The organism is Pseudoduganella sp. R-43, from assembly GCF_049913255.1.
GTDB lineage: Bacteria > Pseudomonadota > Gammaproteobacteria > Burkholderiales > Burkholderiaceae_D > Rugamonas.
Genome location: NZ_CP183988.1, coordinates 745,464 through 760,065 on the forward strand (window position 1 = coordinate 745,464; position 14,602 = coordinate 760,065).

Genomic DNA, 14,602 nt, shown 5'->3' on the forward strand with positions numbered 1-14,602 from the left:
AATGTGGCGGATTGCCAGACCTGACCCCGACTTTTGTCTTTTAAGCTGCGCCGGCGGTCAGCGTTTCGCTCAGGCCCATTTCAGGGCTGGCCATCAGGCGGTAGATGTCCACCAGGATCAGCATGCGTTCGTCGATCGTGCCGAGGCCGATCATGTATTCGGAGCTGAAGGCGGTGCCCATGTCCGGCGCCGGCTTGATCTGCTCGGGCGTCAGCGTGGTCACGTCGGAGACCGAGTCCACCACCATGCCCACCACGCGGCCATTGATGTTGAGGATGATGACCACCGTGAACTGGTCATATACCGGCTCGCCCAGCTTGAACTTGATGCGCATGTCCACTACCGGGATGATGATGCCGCGCAAGTTGATCACGCCCTTGATGAATTCGGGCGCATTGGCGATGCGGGTTACCGCTTCGTAACCGCGGATCTCTTGCACTTTCAGGATATCGATGCCGTACTCTTCGGAACCCAGCTTGAATGCCAGGAATTCCTTGCCTTGGCTCGCGTCTTCTTGCGCAGTAACTTGCATGGTTTTTTTCCTTTAGCAAAATCTGTGTTGTCAAAGCGTATCAGAGTGCAAAGCGATTTACGAGCGGGCAATTTTTAATTGCTAGCTAAGTCAAATCTGATTATGCTGGATGTAAAGATTAGCGCATTTTGACCAAGGAGACTTCATGGCGGACCCTCAAGCCGTCGATGACAACTGGCTGCTCGAAGAAGACGAAGAAGAAAAGCCAACGCCATCGGCCGGATCCCCTGAACAGCGGCTGTGGCGCGTGCTGATTGTGGACGACGACCAGGACGTGCATGCGGTGACCCGCCTGGCGCTGCGCAATGTCAGTTTCAAGGGGCGCGAGCTGGAGTTGTTCTCGGCCTACAGCGGCCGCGAGGCATTCGAGATCCTGCGCGACACGCCGGACATCGCCCTGGTATTGCTCGACGTGGTGATGGAGACCGACGATGCCGGCCTGCTGCTGGCGCGCCGCATCCGTGAGGAGCTGCACAATTCCATCGTGCGCGTGGTGCTGCGCACCGGCCAGCCGGGCCAGGCGCCGGAACAGCGCGTCATCATCGAATACGACATCAACGATTACAAGGCCAAGACCGAGCTGACCACGCAGAAGCTGTTCACCACCGTGATCTCGGCCTTGCGCGCGTACGAAAGCCTGAACATGCTGGAGCGCTCGCGCATCGGCCTGGGCAAGATCCTGGCCGGCGCGACCAACCTGTACCAGATCCATTCGTTGCGCGAATTCGCGTCGGGCGTGCTGAACCAGGTGTCGGCCATCCTCGACGTGGGTGCGGACGGCGTGCTGTGCCTGATGCAGGTCGACACCGGCGACACGACCGTGGTGGCGGCGACCGGCGGTTATGCGCCGCTGGCGGAAAAGGAACAGATGCCGGAAAGCCATCCGCTGTGGCCGACCATCCAGAAGGCGTTCAAGGAAAAGAAAAGCCAGTTCGAACACCCGGCCAATGTGCTGTTCATCCACACCCAGGAAAGCCGCGACGTGCTGATTTCGGTGACGCCGCCCTGGCCGCTGGCCCAGATCCAGCGCGACCTGCTGGAAGTGTTCTGCGAGCGTATCGCCGCTGCCTTCGACAACCTGTACATGTTCGGCCAGCTGCGCAAGGCGCAGGAGGCCACGGTGGTGGCGCTGGCCGACCTGGCGGAATTCCGCGACGGCTGCACCGGCGGCCATGTGCGGCGCGTGCAGCAGCTGTCCTCGGCTATCGCGGCACGCATGAAAGAGCGCGGCATCTACGATGACGAGCTGACCCCGCAACTGGTCGACATGATCGGCCTCGCTTCGATCCTGCATGACGTGGGCAAGGTCGCCACCCCGGACCATATCCTGCTGAAGCCTGGGCCCCACACCGACGACGAGCGTGCGCTGATGCAAACCCATGCTGCCGTCGGGCGCAGCGTGCTGGAGCGTGCAGCCAATATGGTCGATGGCGTCAGCTACCTGACTTACGGCGCGGAAATCGCCGGCGGCCACCATGAGCACTGGGATGGCGGCGGCTACCCGAACCAGCTCAAGGGCAAGCAGATTCCCTTGTCGGCGCGTATCGTGGCCGTGGTCGATGTCTTCGATTCCTTGCTGCACGAACGTCCGTACAAGGAGCCGTGGCCGTACCCGGAAGTCATGACCTACATCCGCGACCGTGCCGGCACCCAGTTCGATCCCGAGGTGGTGGCAGCCCTGAACGACGTGGTTGAACGCAACCCGGGACTGGGCCAGTCCTGAGCAAAACCCGCTGAGGCAACCCGACTGTGGCAGCCGCGCCGCGCTGCCACCTTCATTCTCACCAAAGTTCACGGCGTGCAGCGTGCAAGCGCTAAAATAAGGACAGCCCTCGCTCTTGTCCTACGCCGAAAGCCATGAATGAACTGAAGGGCCTGACAGCGCTGGTCATCGAGCCCAACCCCAGCATGCGCGCCAGCTTGCACAATATGCTGAGCTTGTGCGGTTTGGTGCGTATTGACGATGCCGCCAGTTCCAACCAGGCCATCCGCGCGCTGGAAACCCGGATCTACGACCTGGTCCTGTGCGAATACGCCCTGGAAGGCGGCCAGGATGGCCAGCAAATGCTGGAAGACCTGCGCCACCACCGCCTGGTCAATGCCTCCACCATGTTCTTCATGGTCACCGGCGAAGGCGAGTTCAGCAAGGTAGTCAGCGCCGCCGAGCTGATGCCCAACGATTACATCCTCAAGCCTTTCGCAGCCGATGCCATGCTGGAGCGCATCTGGCGCGCGCTCGACCGGCGCAACGCCTTGCTGCCGGTGTACCAGTTGATCGACATGGGCGATTTGCGCGCAGCGATCGAAGCTTGCGAGGAAGGCGAGGAAGCGCAGCCGCGCTTTGCCATGGACTTTCGCCGCCTGCGCGCCGAAATGCACATCCAGGCCGGCGAACCGGACCTGGCGGAACCGCTGTATGCCGAACTGTGGAACAGCCGCCAGGTACCCTGGGCACGGCTGGGCCAGGCCAAGACCCTGTACCTGCGCAGCCGCTACGATGAAGCGCGCGCCATGCTGGAAGACCTGCTGGGCAGGAATACCTGCTTCCTCGATGCCTACGACTGGCTGGCGCGCACGCATGAAGCAAATGGCGACCCGGCGGCAGCGCAAGCCGTACTGGCCAATGCGGTTGAACTGTCGCCGCACGCGGTGCGCCGCCTGCGGCGGCTGGGCGAAGTGGCGCTGGAGGCGGGCGACGTCGATGGCGCCGAGCGCGCTTTCAAGCAGGTGGTCAGCAAGACCCGCTATTCCGAGTTCCGCACGCCGGAAGACCATGCCAGGCTGGCGCAAACCCTGGTCAAGAAGGGCGACCCGGTGCAGGCTGCCGCCGTGATCCGCGACCTCGACAAGTCGCTGTCGGGCACGCCCAACGCCGACGTGTGCAGCGCCATCGCCTCGGCCGCGCTGCATGAATTCACCGGCAACGTGGCGCGCATGAATGCCTCGCTGGACTATGCAGTGACGGGCGTGCGCACGGCCAGCGGCCTGTCGAATGAAATGAAGATGGAACTGGCGCGCACCTGCCTGGAGGTGGGCAAGGAGGAGCAGGCGACGGAAGTGATGCGTGACGTCATGCGCAACTCCGCCACGCCGGGCGCCATGGAGCGCGCCATGCGCATGATGGAAAAAAGCGGCCATGCCGAGTTGGGCCAGCGCCTGGCCGACGAAAGCCGCAACGAGGTCGGCGAGATGGTGGCCGCCGGCGCGGCGCTGGCCAAGAAGGGCGATTTCCGCGGTGCGGTCGACCTGATGCTGGAAGCCGTGGCCAAGCTGCCGGACAACTCGCAGGTGGCCTTCAACGCGGCGGTCGCCATCCTGAAATGCCTGGAAAACGAAGGCTGGGACGATGCCCTCGGGCGCCATGCGCTGGCGCTGGTGGCCACGGTGCGCCGCCTTGATCCTGCCAACGACAAGCTGAACGCGCTGGCCGGCCTGCATCAGGACATATTGAAGAAATACAACATCCGTCCCGCCGCGCGGCGCGAAGCCGGGGTGCGCGTCGCGATCTGATAGCCGCTGGGGCTACAATGGGCTATGAGCTCCCATCCACCAGAAGAACGCCCGGTCCGCGCCTACCTGCTGAAAAAGCTATGCAGCGACGACGAGGGCTTGTTTGCGCTTGGCGTGTCGATCGCGCGCGTAGTGCAAATGGCTGACTCGGACGACCAGGGCACGCAAAGCCTGGCCTACCACGTGCTGTCCGACGTCGCGCTGACGCAGAAGATCCTGCGCCTGGCCAATACGCCGCAGTACCGCCAGGCGTCGGGGGCGCCGGTAACCACAATTTCCCATGCAATTTCGCTGCTTGGTTTCGATAACGTGAAAACCACGGCGCTGGCCATGCTGCTGGTCGACACCATGGCCAACAGCAAGCATGCGCAAAGCGTGCGGGTCGAGCTCGAAGCAGCGCTGTGCGCCAGCCTGGTGGGGCGTGAACTGGCGCGCTACAGCCCTTACCAGAAGGCGGAAGAAGCGGCCATCGGCGCGTTGTTCAAGAACCTGGGGCCGTTGCTGATTGCCTCGCGCGAGCATGAGCGCTTCCGCGAAATCAATGCCCTGGTCGTGGCTGGCGAACATTCGCAGGCCCAGGCTTCGCAAATGATCCTGGGCAGCACCTACGACACCTTGACGGCGACCGTGCTGCGCGAATGGAAGATTCCCGATGTGATCATCCGCTCGTTGACTCCCTTGTATGGCAGCACCTTGCGGCCACCGGCGGACCGCACGGAGTGGATACGGCAGGTGGTGCACTTCAGCATGGATGCGGCACGTGCACTGACCCGGCTGGGCGGCGCGGCTGCCGACGACGTGCGGCTGCTGCACCAGCGCTTCGGCAATGCGCTCGGGCTGGAGCGCGAGCAGGTGACCACGGTGCTGACCCGCGCGCGCAGCAGCATGGATGCCTTGTTGAACAGCATGCAGCTGGATGGCGCTTCCGGCGGCAGTGCCGGTGAGCCGGGCGATCCTTACGCGGAATCGGCCGAGGCGCCGGGACCGGCGGGGACCTTGCCGAGCGTGCTGGCGCTGGCCAGCCTGGATGCGGGCGCGAAGGAGGGCGCTTACCCGAGCGGCAAGCCGTATGATGCACGCGAACAGCTGCTGGCGGGGGTGCAGGAGCTGACCGAGATGCGGGTGGAGGGCAAGGCGCGCGTCAATGAGCTGGTGCAGGCGGTGCTGGAGACTTTGTATCGCAGCATGGGCTTCCGCTTTGCGACGGTGTGCCTGAAGGATGCGAAGACGGGGCAGTTCCGGGCGCGTATCGCGCTGGGCGATAAGCGGGCCTTGCGCCTGGAGGGGTTTGTGTTTCCGCTGCAGGGCAAGGATCTGTTCCACCTGGCGCTGGATAACGATGCGGATTTGATGATCGCGGATGCGAATGTGGCCAAGATCCGCGACCTGCTGCCGAAGTGGCATCTGGATCTGTTGCCCGATGCGCGCAGCTTTATCGTGCTGCCGCTGGTGGTGCAGGGCGTGCAGCTTGGCTTGTTCTATGCGGATCGGGCGCTGCCGGCGCCGGAAGGCGTGCCGCCGGATGAGACTTCGCTGATTCGGGCGTTGAAGGCGCAGGTGTTGGCGGCCTTGTCGCCCTAGAACCGGTAAACCCGGGTCCGACCCAAGGGTCAGACCCTTCTCAAAAAGTCAAAGGCCCGGAACCACCCCCGCGGCAGGGAAGCCGTTGGGGGTCTGACCCTTCGGGTCTGACCCCGGTTTACCGGTTTTAAGCGGTCTCCGGCAGCCGCCCGGCAAGAGCCTCAAACTCAGAAACCGGCATCGGCCGCGCAAACAGATACCCCTGCGCCTCGTTGCAATACTTGCTGCGCAAGAATTCCACCTGCGCCTCGGTTTCAACACCCTCCGCCACCACCCCCAGCCCCAGCGCATGCGCCAGCCCGATGGTCGCGGTAACGATCACCGCATCATTCGGATCGCTCTCGATATCCTTCACAAACCCCCGGTCGATCTTGATCCGGTCGATCTCGAACAACTTCAGGTAGCTGAGCGACGAATACCCGGTCCCGAAATCATCGATCGCCACCTTGATCCCGCGCGCCCGCAGCTCGCGCAACAGTTCGCGGCTACGCTCCGGATCCTGCATCGCCGCCGATTCGGTGATTTCCAGCTCCAGCAAGGAGGGATCAATCCCGCTCTCGCGCAGCAACTGGTCCAGCAGCGGCAACAGCGCACCGCCGTGGCACTGGCGCGCCGACAGGTTGACCGCGAGCCGCAACGAACCTTCCCAGCGTCGCAGCAGGCCAACGGTCTGCTGCAGCACCCATTCCCCCAGCGGCAGGATCAGCCCCGACTCTTCCGCGATCGGGATGAAGCGGTCCGGTCCCACCATGCCCAGCTCCGGATGGTGCCAGCGCAGCAGCACTTCGGCGCCGATCACGCGGCGCGTCGCCAGCTCCACCTGCGGCTGCAGGTAAAGCTCGAACTCCTTGCGCTCCAGCGCCTGCCACAGGCGGTTTTCCATCATCAGCCTGTCGTGGGTCGCGGCATTCATGGCCGCTTCGAAGAACTGGAAGTTGCCGCGGCCCTGGCTTTTGGCAGCGTACATCGCCGTATCCGCATGTCGTAGCAGGGTGGCGCTGTCGTGGCCATCGGGCGGGAACATGGCCACGCCGACGCTGGTGCCGGTGTGGATGGTCTTGCCCGCCAGCTGGAACGGCTCGGCCAGGGCGGCCACGATGCGCACGGCAATCTGGCTCGCTTCGGCCGGCGTCACGTTGCCGCCCGTGACCACGATGAATTCATCGCCGCCCAGCCGGGCGATGGTGTCGACTTCGCGCAGCAAGTCGCGCAGGCGGTCGGCCACGGCCACCAGCAACTGGTCGCCGGTGGCGTGGCCGTGGGTATCGTTGATTTTCTTGAAGTGGTCGAGGTCGAGGAACATCACTGCCGCCGTGCCGTTCGCGCGCCGGGTTTGCGCCAGCAGCTGGTCGAGGCGCAGGTTGAGCGACAGGCGGTTATCCAGACCGGTCAGCGGATCGTGGTGGGCCAGCTTGTAGATGCGTTCCTGCGCGCGCTGCTGCTCGGTCAGGTCGTGCAGGATGGCGACGAACACATTGCCGTCGGGGAGCTCGACCTCGCTCACTGAAATTGCAATCGGCAAGATGCTGCCATCGTGCCGGCGTCCGCTTGATTCGTGTTCGTGGGTGGCGCCGCCGGCGATATTGCGCAGCAGGCGCGCCGCGCTGTCGCTTTCCGCTTCCGGCAGCAGGATCGCCAGCGGCATGCCCGACAGCGCTTCCGTCGGATAGCCAAACAGGCGGCAGGCCGCCGCGTTGGCAGACACCAGCAAGCCCTCGGCATCGATGGTCAGGATGGCGTCGGCCGCCTTGTCGAGGATGGCCTGCAGGCGCGCTTCGCGTTCGCGCAAGCGTATCGTGCTTTCTTTCACCTGTTGCTGGATCTGGGCGCGTTCGCCGCTGGTCAGCAGCATCAGGGCGCCGAGCAGGCCGGTCAGCATCAGGCCCGCGCTCAGGACCAGCCAGCTTTGCCAGCCATGCTGGTGCACCATGTAGGCCGCCGAGGGAACCAGCACCAGTTCGTAGTCGCGGCCGCCAAGGCTGAGCTTGCGCCAATAGTCTTCGTCGTTCGGCGCGCGCGACAGCTGGTCGATCAGCGTTGTCGGGCCGGGCATGCTGCGATCCACCAGGCGCGCCTGGATATGCGGGAAATCGGCGTTGGCCAGCGCCCCGTTGACGTAGGAGTCGATCTGCATGGCCAGCAGCAGCATGCCCGCCGCCGGCTGGCCGTCGCCCGGGTCGACGGCTTGCAGCAAGACCACGCCGCTGCCTTCGCCAGGCGTGGAGAGTGCCACCGGTGCGCTGGCGACCGGCTTGCCGGTACGCAGCGCCTCATGCACCGCTTGGGCGCGTACCGGTTCGGCCAGCCAGTCCAGGCCCTGGTAATGGCGGCGCGCGGCAGGCTCGATGAACAGTGTCACCATGTGGTCGCCTGGCGGCACCTCTGGCTGCTTGGAGGCGGCGTGGCTGTGCGTGTGGCCGGGACCGGTGGCGGGGGCGATCATGCGGAAATCGGGGTCGATGGCATCGCGCGCCCAGGTTTCGAAAGCCGGCCGTTCCGCCTCCGACACGAGGCGCAACCAGGCCATGGACAGCAATTCAGGGCGCTGGTCGAGGTAACCGTGCGCAATCTTGTCGAAGCCTTGCGCCGACATCACGCGTCCATAGCGGTTGATGGCGCGCGCCATGGCCAGGACATAGCGCTCATGCTCGCTGAAGCGCGACTGCAGCAAGTCGCCTACCTGTTGCGCCTTGAGACGGAAGCCTTCCAGGTGCTGCCGGGTTTCCCAGCGCGCCACCAGCACGTACAGCATGACGCACAGGGTGACCAGGAACAGTTGCGGCACGCCCACCAGCAGGCGGCGGCGCTGCCACAGCGCGCGCGGCTGGCCGAACAGCACCCAGCACAGCGGCGCCGCAAGCAGGACGCCGATGGCATCGCCGATCCACCAGGTGAGCCAGCTTGTCAGCAGCTCCGCTGGGGCAATGGCGCCGGCGGCAACGGCCGCAAGATTGGACAGCGTACTGCTCACCAGCGTGACGCAAACCGCCAGCAACAGGAAGCGCAGCACATCGCGGCCGGCGCCGATTTCCGGGCGGATGGCGCGCTGGAAATACAGGCCGCCCAGCCAGGCTTGCAGGGCGGAGCCGAAAGCGGCGGCAAGCGCAGCCAGTCCTTGCGGCAACGGTGGCAGGGTCAGCGGATTGGGCGCGCCCGGCAGGGGCAGGAAATTGATCAGCAGGGCGCCGACCGCAACCCCTGGCAGCAAGCGCGGGCCAAAGGTGACCACGCCAGCCAGGGCAATCCCGGCCGGCAGGAAGAGCGGGCTGGCATAACCGGGCGCCAGCGACAGGTAGAGGCAAAAGCGGCCGATGACCGCGTAAGCCGCCAGCATCAGCAGGTTGGCGGCCAATGTTTGCGGCCAGCCGGGAGAGGTATTCTTCACAGAATGAGCGCTCGGAGGCACAGGACAAGTTGACCGATTTTATAGCAAACGGTGCAACCCAAAAACAACACTTGCAAATTTGCAGGACTAGCCATTACAATCTCGCCCCGAAGCGCACGTCATGCAGCGTTTGCGAAATAAGCAAATAACGTTCTTGACAGTGTTAGAAAGTTGCTTCATACTCTGCGGTTCCTTCGCGGAGGGGTGGCCGAGTGGTTAAAGGCAGCAGACTGTAAATCTGCCCTCTTATGAGTACACTGGTTCGAATCCAGTCCCCTCCACCAAAGCTTGCAGGAAGCTGAGTGAAGAGTAGTAGTCGAAAGTAGTCGGAACCTCGCGGGTGTAGCTCAATGGTAGAGCTGAAGCCTTCCAAGCTTAAGACGAGGGTTCGATTCCCTTCACCCGCTCCATAGCAGCACAGTAGTAAAAATAAGCCCTTGTAGCTCAGTGGTAGAGCACTCCCTTGGTAAGGGAGAGGCCACGTGTTCAATCCACGTCAAGGGCACCAGAATTCTGCAGTATCTATCTGTTAGTCGGGCGCGTGCCCAGCAAATCAACATTTGTTAGGAGTCTAAAATGGCAAAAGAAAAGTTCGAGCGGACTAAGCCGCACGTGAACGTTGGCACCATCGGTCACGTTGACCATGGCAAGACCACCCTGACCGCCGCAATCGCAACCGTCCTGTCGAAGAAGTTCGGCGGCGAAGCGAAAGCTTACGACCAGATCGACGCTGCTCCAGAAGAAAAAGCACGCGGCATTACCATCAACACCGCCCACGTCGAGTACGAGACCGCATCGCGTCACTACGCTCACGTTGACTGCCCAGGCCACGCCGACTACATCAAGAACATGATTACCGGTGCTGCGCAGATGGACGGCGCGATCCTGGTTTGCTCCGCAGCTGACGGCCCAATGCCACAGACCCGCGAGCACATCCTGCTGGCACGTCAGGTTGGCGTTCCATACATCATCGTGTTCCTGAACAAGTGCGACCTGGTTGACGACGCAGAACTGCTGGAACTGGTCGAAATGGAAGTGCGCGAGCTGCTGTCCAAGTACGAATTCCCAGGCGACGACCTGCCAATCATCAAGGGTTCGGCACGTATGGCCCTGGAAGGCGCTGCTGGCGAAATGGGCGAAGACTGCATCATGCGTCTGGCTGATGCGCTGGATTCCTACATCCCAACCCCAGAGCGCGCTGTTGACGGCACCTTCCTGATGCCAGTGGAAGACGTGTTCTCGATCTCCGGCCGCGGCACCGTGGTGACCGGTCGTGTTGAGCGCGGCGTGATCAAGGTCGGCGAAGAAATCGAAATCGTTGGTATCGTTGACACCGTCAAGACCACCTGCACCGGCGTGGAAATGTTCCGCAAGCTGCTGGACCAGGGTCAGGCCGGCGACAACGTTGGTCTGCTGCTGCGCGGCACCAAGCGTGAAGACGTTCAGCGTGGTCAGGTTCTGGCGAAGCCAGGCTCGATCAAGCCGCACGCTCACTTCACCGGCGAGATCTACGTTCTGTCGAAAGATGAAGGCGGCCGTCACACCCCGTTCTTCAACAACTACCGTCCACAGTTCTACTTCCGTACCACCGACGTGACCGGCTCCATCGAGCTGCCAGCGGACAAGGAAATGGTTATGCCAGGCGACAACGTCTCCATCACCGTGAAGCTGATCTCCCCGATCGCTATGGAAGAAGGCCTGCGCTTCGCAATCCGCGAAGGTGGTCGTACCGTTGGCGCCGGCGTGGTTGCCAAGATCATCGACTAAGTAGTCGAAAAGAATCCAGCCAAGACTAGCGCCCGTCGCTGATGGGTGCTAGAATTACGGATTCCACTGTAAAGTTTTACGTAGGGGCGTAGCTCAATTGGCAGAGCGTCGGTCTCCAAAACCGAAGGTTGGGGGTTCGATGCCCTCCGCCCCTGCCACCGAATCTGGTGCAGGGCACCGAAAGTAAAAAGTAAATGTCTAATCAATCCGTGCAAACCGTTAGCACGACGAACGATAAGTTCAAAGTCGTGTTGGCAGTTGTGGCGTTGATTGCAGGCGTGGTCGGATTCTTCGTCCTGACCGGTAAACCAACCCTGGTGCGGGCAGCCGCGCTTGTGGTTGGTTTGCTTATTTCCGCCGGCATCGCGTACACCTCTGCTGCAGGCCGTGATTTCCTGAATTTTGCGAAAGAATCCGTTCGCGAGACCAAGAAAGTTGTTTGGCCGACCCACAAGGAAGCCCGTCAGATCACTCTGATCGTGTTCGCCTTTGTGCTGGTCATGGCGATTTTCCTCTGGGGCACGGATAAGATCCTCGAATTTGTGTTGTACGACCTCATCCTGGGTTGGAAGAAATAATGAGCGAAATTGTACAAGACGAGCCAGGCAAGGAAGAGCCTGCGCAGGCAGTGTCGACGCCAGTCAGCAACAAGCGCTGGTACGTCGTGCACGCCTACTCCGGCATGGAGAAAAGCGTACAGCGCGCCCTGATGGAGCGCGTCGAGCGCGCCGGCATGCAAGACCAGTTCGGCCAGATCCTGGTGCCGACCGAAGAAGTCGTTGAAGTTCGTAACGGCCAGAAGTCCGTTACCGAGCGCCGCTTCTTCCCGGGCTACGTCCTGGTGGAAATGGAAATGACCGACGAAACCTGGCACCTGGTGAAGAACACCAGCAAGGTGACCGGCTTCATCGGCGGCAAGTCGAACAAGCCGACCCCGATTCCTGCGCGCGAGATCGAAAAGATCATGACGCAAATGCAGGAAGGCGTGGAAAAGCCACGTCCAAAAGTGCTGTACGAAGTGGGCGAGCAAGTCCGCATCAAGGATGGCCCGTTCACCGACTTCAACGGCAACGTGGAAGAAGTCAACTACGAGAAATCCAAGGTGCGTGTGTCGGTCACCATCTTCGGTCGCGCTACTCCGGTCGAACTCGAGTTCGGCCAGGTCGAAAAGATCTAAACCGGTAGTTCGGTGTCTGACCCATTGGGTCAGACACCGGTTTGCCGGTTTTGCGGTAAATCGCCTGCCAGCGCGTCTAAGCTGGCAAAACCAAGAGGAGCCCCGCCGCGTGCGGGGCGCTACTACTCAATCCAACGATAGGAAGTGCCCAAATGGCAAAGAAAATCATTGGCTTTATCAAGCTGCAAGTTCCAGCTGGTAAGGCAAACCCATCCCCTCCAATCGGTCCAGCACTGGGCCAGCGCGGTCTGAACATCATGGAATTCTGCAAGGCGTTCAACGCGCAGACCCAAGGTATGGAACCAGGCATGCCAATCCCAGTCGTGATCACTGCGTTCGCGGACAAGTCCTTCACCTTCGTGATGAAGACCCCTCCAGCGACCTTCCTGATCAAGAAGCACTCCGGCGTGCAAAAGGGTTCGTCCAAGCCACATACCGACAAGGTAGGCAAGCTGACCCGCGCTCAAGCTGAAGAAATCGCTAAACTGAAGACCCCGGACCTGACCGCTGCCGACCTGGATGCTGCTGTTCGCACCATCGCTGGTTCCGCACGTTCCATGGGCATCACCGTAGAGGGCATCTAATCATGGCAAAACTGTCCAAGCGCGCTCAAGCCATCAAGGCTAAAGTAGACCGTACCAAAGTGTACGCTTTCGACAACGCTGTCGCCCTGGTTAAAGAACTGGCTACCGCCAAGTTCAACGAATCCATCGACGTGTCCGTTCAACTGGGCGTGGATCCTAAGAAGTCCGACCAGGTTGTGCGTGGTTCCGTGGTTCTGCCAGCTGGCACCGGCAAGACTGTTCGCGTTGCTGTGTTCGCAACCGGCGACAAGGCTGAGCAAGCTAAAGCTGCCGGCGCTGACGTTGTTGGTATGGAAGACCTGGCTGAGCGCGTCAAAGCCGGCGACATGCCTTTCGACATCGTGATCGCTTCCCCAGACACCATGCGTATCGTTGGTACCCTGGGCCAGATCCTGGGCCCACGTGGCCTGATGCCTAACCCGAAAGTTGGCACCGTCACTCCAGACGTGGCTGGCGCCGTGAAGAACGCCAAGGCCGGTCAGGTTCAGTACCGTACCGACAAGGCAGGTATCATCCACGCGACCATCGGCCGCAAGTCGTTCAGCGACGCAGATCTGAAGACCAACCTGGTTGCTCTGATCGACGCCCTGAACAAGGCTAAGCCAGCTTCGTCCAAAGGCGTGTACCTGCGTAAAGTATCCCTGTCGTCCACCATGGGCGCTGGCGTACGCGTAGACCACGCTGGCCTGAACGGCTAAGTTTTACACTTCGGTGCCAGTGGCTGACACGCGCAGCGTGTTGGCCCCTGGCACCGACTGAATAGTATTAAGTCCTCAGCCGGAAGGTTGAGGCGGATCTTTGGGTTGGCGGCGGTTCTGCCGCCGCCATGCCTTCAAAGACCGTTGGGCTCGGAGCATCAGGTAGGCTCTGGGTTAATAGTGAAAGCTCCCAACGCAGATGGTGATCCCGAACAAGTTTATGTAGTCCCTTTAGACTCCTAAACCTCGGACGCCGTTGTTCGAACCGATGCGAGGCGCAAGCCGAGCATTATTTAAGGAGATAGACCGTGGGTCTCAATCTGAATGACAAAAAGGCCGTCGTAGCCGAAGTTTCCGCAAAAGTAGCAACTGCGCAAACTATCGCTGTGGCCGAGTACCGTGGCATCCAGGTTGGTCACTTGACTAAACTCCGTGCTAATGCGCGTGCGCAAGGCGTGTACATCCGTGTTCTGAAGAACACCCTGGCACGTCGTGCAGTAGAAGGCACGCAGTTCGCCGCTCTGGCCGACTCCATGACCGGTCCGCTGATCTACTCGATCTCGGATGATGCTGTTGCTGCAGCGAAAGTCCTCGCCGACTTCGCCAAAACCAACGACAAACTGGTCCTGAAGGCTGGTAACTATGCAGGTAAGCAGCTCGACGTAGCTGGCGTTACCGCACTGGCGAGCATTCCTTCCCGTGAAGTCCTCATTTCGCAGCTGTTGGGCGTTATGCTGGCTCCGGTGTCGGGCTTTGCACGTGGCTTGGCTGCTCTGGCAGCCAAGAAAGAAACCGAAGCTGCTTAATCGCTGGCCTCGTTTCTTAGTCAATACCAATTCTGTAGTACTACAAACAAATTAGGAGTTTCAAATGGCAATTTCCAAAGACGACATCCTGAACGCAGTGTCCGAAATGTCCGTAATGGACCTGAACGAACTGGTCAAGGCATTCGAAGAAAAGTTCGGCGTGTCCGCAGCTGCAATGGCAGCTCCAGCCGCTGGCGGCGCAACCGGCGGCGCAGCTGCTGCTGAAGAGCAAACCGAATTCAACCTGGTTCTGTCCGAAGTCGGCGCTAACAAAGTTGGCGTGATCAAGGCTGTTCGCGAAATCACCGGTCTGGGCCTGAAAGAAGCCAAAGACCTGGTTGACGGCGCACCGAAGACCGTGAAAGAAGCAATGGCTAAGGCCGACGCTGAAGCAGCTAAGAAGAAGCTGGAAGAAGCCGGCGCGAAAGCTGACCTGAAGTAATTGAACCAAGGCGGGTTAACTGCCTTAGTTTAGGAAGCCAATGCGGCGGATCTCTCCCGAAAGGGAGGGTCCGCCCTTGGCTCCTTTGTCGTCTCTGAAGTAGAAGTTGTTGTTTTCTAG

Annotated in this window: 12 protein-coding genes and 4 tRNA genes; 14 read left to right on the top strand and 2 right to left on the bottom strand. The window is 61.3% G+C overall.

Translation table 11 applies throughout. The features are described 5' to 3' along the window. Window positions 1–40: 40 nt before the first annotated feature. Window positions 41–532, bottom strand: a complete 492-nt coding sequence (locus ACN9M3_RS03510; protein WP_426167602.1) for a chemotaxis protein CheW — start codon at window positions 530–532, stop codon at window positions 41–43. Window positions 533–677: 145 nt separating this feature from the next. Here ACN9M3_RS03510 and ACN9M3_RS03515 point away from each other — a divergent pair, with 145 nt between their 5' ends. The 3 genes from ACN9M3_RS03515 to ACN9M3_RS03525 all read left to right on the top strand — a co-directional run bounded on the left by ACN9M3_RS03515 (window position 678) and on the right by ACN9M3_RS03525 (window position 5,623). Next, complete coding sequence (locus ACN9M3_RS03515; protein WP_426320579.1) at window positions 678–2,255, top strand: DUF3369 domain-containing protein; 1,578 nt, start codon at window positions 678–680, stop codon at window positions 2,253–2,255. Window positions 2,256–2,389: 134 nt separating this feature from the next. Continuing rightward, window positions 2,390–4,042 carry a tetratricopeptide repeat protein gene (locus tag ACN9M3_RS03520; RefSeq protein ID WP_426320581.1) on the top strand — a complete coding sequence of 551 codons (1,653 nt, stop codon included), beginning with the start codon at window positions 2,390–2,392 and terminating at the stop codon, window positions 4,040–4,042. A 24-nt stretch (window positions 4,043–4,066) separates the two neighbouring features. Further along, window positions 4,067–5,623: an HDOD domain-containing protein gene (locus ACN9M3_RS03525; RefSeq protein WP_426167608.1), complete on the top strand. Its 1,557-nt coding sequence runs from the start codon at window positions 4,067–4,069 to the stop codon at window positions 5,621–5,623. Window positions 5,624–5,750: 127 nt separating this feature from the next. On the opposite strand, the gene ACN9M3_RS03530 is transcribed toward ACN9M3_RS03525, so the two are convergent. Beyond that, window positions 5,751–9,008, bottom strand: coding sequence for an EAL domain-containing protein (locus ACN9M3_RS03530; protein WP_426320583.1), 3,258 nt, complete (start codon window positions 9,006–9,008; stop codon window positions 5,751–5,753). Between the two features lie 198 nt (window positions 9,009–9,206). Here ACN9M3_RS03530 and ACN9M3_RS03535 point away from each other — a divergent pair. The 11 genes from ACN9M3_RS03535 to rplL all read left to right on the top strand — a co-directional run bounded on the left by ACN9M3_RS03535 (window position 9,207) and on the right by rplL (window position 14,482). Then, window positions 9,207–9,292: transfer RNA gene (locus ACN9M3_RS03535), tRNA-Tyr, on the top strand. 52 nt (window positions 9,293–9,344) lie between these two features. Continuing rightward, window positions 9,345–9,418 (top strand) — tRNA-Gly (locus ACN9M3_RS03540). Between the two features lie 23 nt (window positions 9,419–9,441). Beyond that, window positions 9,442–9,516, top strand: a tRNA-Thr gene (locus ACN9M3_RS03545). A gap of 68 nt (window positions 9,517–9,584) precedes the next feature. Beyond that, window positions 9,585–10,775 (top strand): elongation factor Tu, encoded by a 1,191-nt coding sequence (gene tuf / locus ACN9M3_RS03550; protein ID WP_426320585.1) that lies wholly within the window; start codon window positions 9,585–9,587, stop codon window positions 10,773–10,775. 82 nt (window positions 10,776–10,857) lie between these two features. Next, window positions 10,858–10,933 (top strand) — tRNA-Trp (locus ACN9M3_RS03555). A gap of 36 nt (window positions 10,934–10,969) precedes the next feature. Beyond that, window positions 10,970–11,353: a preprotein translocase subunit SecE gene (gene secE, locus ACN9M3_RS03560; protein ID WP_090436079.1), complete on the top strand. Its 384-nt coding sequence runs from the start codon at window positions 10,970–10,972 to the stop codon at window positions 11,351–11,353. Continuing rightward, a complete protein-coding gene (gene nusG, locus ACN9M3_RS03565; protein ID WP_426167614.1) occupies window positions 11,353–11,952 on the top strand; it encodes a transcription termination/antitermination protein NusG in 600 nt (199 codons plus the stop codon). Before secE ends, nusG begins: the two co-directional genes overlap by 1 nt. 152 nt (window positions 11,953–12,104) lie before the next feature. Beyond that, window positions 12,105–12,536 (top strand): 50S ribosomal protein L11, encoded by a 432-nt coding sequence (gene rplK, locus ACN9M3_RS03570; protein WP_130316656.1) that lies wholly within the window; start codon window positions 12,105–12,107, stop codon window positions 12,534–12,536. A gap of 2 nt (window positions 12,537–12,538) precedes the next feature. Next, entirely contained in the window at window positions 12,539–13,234 is a 696-nt protein-coding gene (rplA, locus tag ACN9M3_RS03575; RefSeq protein WP_130316657.1) for a 50S ribosomal protein L1, read from the top strand. Between the two features lie 308 nt (window positions 13,235–13,542). Next, window positions 13,543–14,040: a 50S ribosomal protein L10 gene (gene rplJ, locus ACN9M3_RS03580; protein WP_028103002.1), complete on the top strand. Its 498-nt coding sequence runs from the start codon at window positions 13,543–13,545 to the stop codon at window positions 14,038–14,040. Between the two features lie 64 nt (window positions 14,041–14,104). After that, window positions 14,105–14,482 (top strand): 50S ribosomal protein L7/L12, encoded by a 378-nt coding sequence (rplL, locus tag ACN9M3_RS03585; protein ID WP_155452697.1) that lies wholly within the window; start codon window positions 14,105–14,107, stop codon window positions 14,480–14,482. The last annotated feature ends 120 nt before the right edge of the window (window positions 14,483–14,602 follow it).

Coding starts and splice junctions, on each gene's coding strand:
- ACN9M3_RS03510 (WP_426167602.1), bottom strand. CDS start 532: ATGCAAGTTACTGCGCAAGAAGACGCGAGCCAAGGCAAGGAATTCCTG.
- ACN9M3_RS03515 (WP_426320579.1), top strand. CDS start 678: ATGGCGGACCCTCAAGCCGTCGATGACAACTGGCTGCTCGAAGAAGAC.
- ACN9M3_RS03520 (WP_426320581.1), top strand. CDS start 2,390: ATGAATGAACTGAAGGGCCTGACAGCGCTGGTCATCGAGCCCAACCCC.
- ACN9M3_RS03525 (WP_426167608.1), top strand. CDS start 4,067: ATGAGCTCCCATCCACCAGAAGAACGCCCGGTCCGCGCCTACCTGCTG.
- tuf (WP_426320585.1), top strand. CDS start 9,585: ATGGCAAAAGAAAAGTTCGAGCGGACTAAGCCGCACGTGAACGTTGGC.
- secE (WP_090436079.1), top strand. CDS start 10,970: ATGTCTAATCAATCCGTGCAAACCGTTAGCACGACGAACGATAAGTTC.
- nusG (WP_426167614.1), top strand. CDS start 11,353: ATGAGCGAAATTGTACAAGACGAGCCAGGCAAGGAAGAGCCTGCGCAG.
- rplK (WP_130316656.1), top strand. CDS start 12,105: ATGGCAAAGAAAATCATTGGCTTTATCAAGCTGCAAGTTCCAGCTGGT.
- rplA (WP_130316657.1), top strand. CDS start 12,539: ATGGCAAAACTGTCCAAGCGCGCTCAAGCCATCAAGGCTAAAGTAGAC.
- rplL (WP_155452697.1), top strand. CDS start 14,105: ATGGCAATTTCCAAAGACGACATCCTGAACGCAGTGTCCGAAATGTCC.